Below are 2,692 nucleotides of genomic sequence, written 5' to 3'. Positions count from 1 at the left end.
GTATCCCAGGGGGGCGATCTCTTTTCCGGTAAAAATCACGTACGCGTCTCCGAACCGCTCCTCAATAGTATCGTTGTCCATTTTCATCTCCACACCCATACAGAAACCCATGTTGTCGTGCCAAGTTTCTCCCCGCTCATTAAACCATTTGTCCCAAAAACCACACTTTTTCGCTATGCTTGAGTAAACTCCATCACAAGCGATCACCACATCGGCAAAAAGCTTCTCTCCGTCACTTGTGACTACTCCTTTAACGCGTTGCTCCTCTTTAATAATGTCATTGACGTGTACGCCTTCTTTTAGCTCTGCTCCGGCTTCAATCGCCATCTTTGTGAGGTGATAGTCAAATCGGTCTCGGTAAACACCCCAGTAGGCACCCGGTACCGGAAAGTTTTGTTTCTCATAATTGGGTGGAGTACAGAAAGTGATCGAAGTATATTTTCTATCCAGAATCTCATCCGGAATATTAAGTTTAAGAACCACCCAGTTAGCCACATTCCCACCGCAGAGCTTGAATCGAGGTAGCTTCTGTTTTTCCACAATCAGTGTATTAGCTCCACCTTCCGCGGCCTTCATAGCCGCCATACTTCCAGCGGGACCAGCTCCCACCACCAACACATCATATTTTTGAACCATTTATATTGCACTGCTCCTTCTAATTCAAACTTTAAAATATTGAGTTAGGTCTGATAGTTTAAAGCTGTTAGGGCATATATTTTTAGAGCATTCATACCTTTTCTATTTCAACATATTCCACTCCTAAGTGAGCGCCCTTTATTTATCCGGGTCCAAATACAAACATGATTCACATTAAATTCATTCCATGAAAATTATGGAGGAAGTTACTCCAATTTTTCCTCTTTTCAAGATTTTTTCTGGGAAGTTGTTGTAGCTTTAGGTGTTTCCTTTTTCTGCTGAGCGTATTTCTCAATTACCGATACAAATATGTTAAAGGCCTCAACGAAGCCCTTCTCATACTGCTCATCCTTCTCCTTTTCATCCTCCAAGGCCAGAATCTTCCCCACCGTGTTCTGAAAAATCTGGTCCTGAAAATCTAAGATATTACCCACAGACTTCACCCATCTCTCCTGATACGCCGAAAGAAACTCGGCGGAAAAATCACCACTGTTTACGGCTTCCGCAGCAGTAACCCCAGCATCCATACCCGCCCTCACAGCATAATACACACCCTCACCAGTAATGGGTGAAACCATACCCGCCGCGTCACCAGCAATCAGTAAACCTGAATCGTAACTCGGCTTGTAAGCATTCCTTATGGGAATCCAAGCCCCTCTCTTGAGAACAACTTCTCCACCCTCCAATAACTTTGAAGCTATAGGATTATTCTTTATGAAACGATTCATATAATCAGTGGGTTTCTTCTCCAAGGTTTTAGCCATAGAGCCCAAGCCAACCGAAACATTCTCCCGCTTTGGGAAAATCCAAGCATAACCCATGGGAGCAATATCCCTTCCGGTGAAAATCATGTAGCTGTCAGCGTATCGCTCGGTAATCACTTTCTCTCCCAATCTCATTTCGACACCCACACAGAAACACATTTGATCCTTCCAAGTTTCTCCCTTCTCCTTGAACCACATATCCCACATTCCACACTTTTTCGCTATAGTCGAGAGAGCACCGTCGCAAGCTATCACTACATCGCCCTCAAATTTCTCTCTGTCCTTGGTGGTGACTCCTTTAACACATCCCTCTTCTTTAACCACACCTTCGACGTGTGTGTTCTCCTTTAGTTCTGCACCCTTTTCTAGTGCTAATTTAGTTAGCTGGTAATCCAATGCGTCCCGGTAAACTCCGAAATACCCCAATCCACCTAAGTTGATATCGTGACGTTCATAATTTGGGGGGGTAAAGAAGGATAAAACCTTGTACTGCCTCTCCAGAACTTCCTCAGGTATGTTCAAGTGTTTAACCAACCAGTTCGCTATTCCACCGCCGCAGAGTTTGAACCTTGGAAGACGGTACTTCTCTAAAATAATGGTTTTTGCTCCACCTTCCGCGGCCTTCATAGCCGCCATACTTCCAGCGGGTCCCGCACCCACAACAATCACATCATATTTATGAGCCATTAAAATCGCTCCACAAATTTTCAACCCTAAATTAACAAATTAGTAGAATGATATTTCTGATGCAATTTATAAGTTTACCTTTCGATGGTGAAAGCTGATTCGTCAAAAATGGAAAATAAAATAGTGTTTAAACCTTTTATCCAAAGAGGCTTCTCCTCTTATTTGTCTCTTTTAGCCTTTTCTTTGCGTTTTAGTATCCACTCAATTATCCACTGGGTGTAACCAACTATGGCTTCTAACAACTTTTTCTCATATAGTTCATCACGTAGTTTCTCATCTTTAACTTCCAGAGCCTTACCTACTGTGTCCAGGAACAGTTTCTCCTGGTAGAGTAATTGTTCGCCTATTACACTCAGCCATCTTTCTTCATAGTTGGATAGGAATTCTGCGGTGAAATCATTATTATTTACCGCTTCAGCCGCCGTTGCACCCGCCTCCAAACCCGCTCTAACAGCATAGTAAATTCCCTCCCCTGATATTGGAGAAACCATACCTGCTGAGTCGCCCGCAAATAGGACCCCATTGCCGTAGCTTGGCCGCTGGCAGTGTCTGATAGGCAGCCAAGCCCCGCGTCGAAGTAAGATTTTACCGCCCTCTAACAGTTC

Annotated in this window: 3 protein-coding genes; all 3 read right to left on the bottom strand. The window is 43.9% G+C overall.

Translation table 11 applies throughout. The features are described 5' to 3' along the window. On the bottom strand, positions 1–636 hold a 636-nt coding region (locus ACUVXA_RS19500), incomplete at its 3' end, for an NAD(P)/FAD-dependent oxidoreductase (RefSeq protein ID WP_445872960.1). A 227-nt stretch (positions 637–863) separates the two neighbouring features. Continuing rightward, positions 864–2,087: a geranylgeranyl reductase family protein gene (locus tag ACUVXA_RS19495; protein WP_445872959.1), complete on the bottom strand. Its 1,224-nt coding sequence runs from the start codon at positions 2,085–2,087 to the stop codon at positions 864–866. A gap of 158 nt (positions 2,088–2,245) precedes the next feature. Then, positions 2,246–2,692: NAD(P)/FAD-dependent oxidoreductase (locus ACUVXA_RS19490; protein ID WP_445872958.1), on the bottom strand; the 447-nt coding region annotated here is incomplete at its 5' end.

The sequence above is a fragment of the Candidatus Jordarchaeum sp. genome (genome assembly GCF_052745115.1).
Note: the sequence above shows the minus strand (reverse complement) of the source record. Positions and strands in the feature narration are given on the sequence as shown.

Bases quoted from the DNA above. Each gene is read 5' to 3' on its own strand.
- ACUVXA_RS19495 (WP_445872959.1), bottom strand. From the start codon at position 2,087: ATGGCTCATAAATATGATGTGATTGTTGTGGGTGCGGGACCCGCTGGA.